The 2,297-nt window shown below is 69.1% G+C and carries 2 protein-coding genes; both read right to left on the reverse strand.

Annotation, left to right across the window (positions count from 1 at the left end; translation table 11 throughout):
- The coding region (locus tag AC1DU6_RS27995) for an OmpA family protein (RefSeq protein WP_477861116.1) at positions 1 to 1,184 on the reverse strand (1,184 nt) is incomplete at its 3' end.
- Positions 1,181 to 2,297 (reverse strand): serine/threonine-protein kinase (locus tag AC1DU6_RS28000; RefSeq protein WP_477861118.1); only part of this gene is annotated, 1,117 nt, incomplete at its 5' end. The genes AC1DU6_RS28000 and AC1DU6_RS27995, both read right to left, overlap by 4 nt.

The following is a 2,297-nucleotide window of genomic DNA, read 5'->3' on the forward strand; positions in this document are numbered from 1 at the left end:
GCGTTGTCGCTGCCGCTGCCGACCAGGTTCTCGCGCCAGCCCATGCCGCTGGCCTTGACGCGCTGGGCCAGGGGCGAGGCTTCGGCCGCCAGGCGCTGCTGGATGAAAGTGGCGCGTTGCAGCGAGAGCGCGTCGTTGGTCTGCTCCGAGCCGGTGTGGCTGGTGTGGCCGACGATGACCATGCAGACGCGGGCGCCGGCGCCCTCCTTGGCGATCTGCCTCAGCCACATCGGATAGGCGCCGCTGACCTTGGGGTCGGACCAGAACTCCGTGCTGCCGGGGTTGAACAGGAACTTCACGTCCAGCTTGTTGGCGCGCAGCCCGTAGGCCACGATCTGGCCAAAGGCGGCCTCTGCCTCGGCGGTGCGCCCGAGCCGGACGTTGTTGAGGTAGATGCCGTTGAGTGTGCGCAGCTGCTCGCCGCCCGTCTGATTGCGGGCCTCCTGGTACTTGGTCAACGATTCCGGGTAGCGCTCGGCGTTGTAGAGGGAGCCGGCCTCGTTGATGACGCTGGCCACCGCGACGCGTTCCATGTAGACGCTGTTGGCCGAGCTGCCAGGCGCTGTCAGCGCCGTGCTGATGTAGCCGTCCACCACCTTGTCCTTCACCAGCACCGGGCTGTCCTGGTAGATCGCCAGCGGTGTGTGGTTGAGGCCGTCGTCGCGGGCCAGCGCCGAGGCCTGGGCCATCACCTGGCCCGTCTTGATGTCCACCAGGGCCAGGTTGATTTGCAAGGATTTCTTGCCCGGCACCCCCAGCAGGCGCGTCAGCGTGCCGGTCAGCAGATACTGGACCTTGGACAGGTTCTCGGTCCTGAAGGGCAGCAGGTCGAAGCTGCCTTCCTTGCGCGCCGCCAGGCGCTCGGCGATGCGGCGTTCGAGCAACTGCGTGGTCTGGGTCTGCTGGCCGCTTGTCGCGTCGATCATGGGATCGACGACGACGCTTTTCTTGGCAATCTTGGACTCCACCTTTGCCAGGAAGGCGGGCAGCTTCTGAGTCTGGCCCACCAGGCCATCGGTGGCGACGACGACGGCTTCGCTGAAGGACAACTCGTTGGTCGAGACGGTCGGCTGTTTCGGCGCCGTCTCCAGGCAGCCGGCCAGCAGGGCCATGCAGCCCAGCATCGCGGCACGCCCCAGCTGCACTGAAAAATTGATGCGATTCGTGTGGCCAGCGCTACTCATCGACATTCCTTTTTCAGGTAAGCGGTCTCACTCGCCGTCAGCGGTTCCAGTGAGGCTTTTTGCAGAATATCACTGCACTTTGCGCCCTTCGCCTCGGAGGGCGCAGGAGCGGTCACGGCAGGGCGCGGCTTGGGTGCCGCCGGCGCCACGGCGATGGGTGTCGGCGCGGAAGCTGTGGGCGCGGGTGCAGGTGGCATGGGGGCAGTGGCAGCGGGCGTGTCCGGTGTGGAGGCCGCCGAGGCGGCCTCGACCGGGCTGGAAGCGATCGGCGCTGGCGCGGGAGCCGCAGCGGCGGCCGACGCCGCCGATGGCGGCGGCGCCAGTTCGGCGGGTGCCGGAGCCCAGAGCAGGCGATATCCGCCCCAGGCCACCGCGGCCAGGCCGACCATGCCTGCCGCGCTCAAGACCAGAGCGCGGCGCGGCTGGGCCGGCGCGGACGCCTGTGCAGGCACAGCAATGGACGCTGGAAGAGCTGTCGATGGGGGCGGAGCGGGCAGCACCGGGGGCGGCGGCGCCGCAGGCGGCGGCGTGCGAGCCACGGCGGGCGGCGGCGGTGGTTCGGGGCGTGTCGGCTCCCGCGGCGCGAGCAGCGGGTTGTTGGGTGCCACCTGGGTCGGGTCGAAATCCGGCAGCAGCACCGTTTCGTCGCCAGTCGGAAGGCCCAAGGCCTGCAGCTCAAGCAGATCGATGACCTGCGTGTCGCCGGCAGTGAGCAGGGTCCGGAACTCGGCAATGGATTGCGGGCGGTCCTTCGGGTGGATGGCCAGCGCACGGTCGACGGCCGCGAGGAAGGCGTTGCCGCAGCGACCCGCCGCCACGGTGGCCAGCGGTTGCAGCTGGTCGTTGAGCAGCCGCTCGACGGAAGCCACCGTGCGGCGGCCGCTGATGGCTGCGTAGAGCACGCTGGCCAGCGCGAAGATGTCGGTCCAGGGGCCCTGGGTGACGCCGGGCATGTCACCGTATTGCTCGATGGGCGCAAAGCCCGGCTTGAGCATGGCGGTCAGCGCATGCGTGAGATCGCCGATGACGCGGCGCGCGGCGCCGAAGTCCAGCAGCAGCGGCCCGTGGTCGGTGAGCAGGATGTTGTCCGGCGCGATGTCGCGGTGGTAGCAG

Source organism: Roseateles sp. P5_B10 (assembly GCF_056400485.1).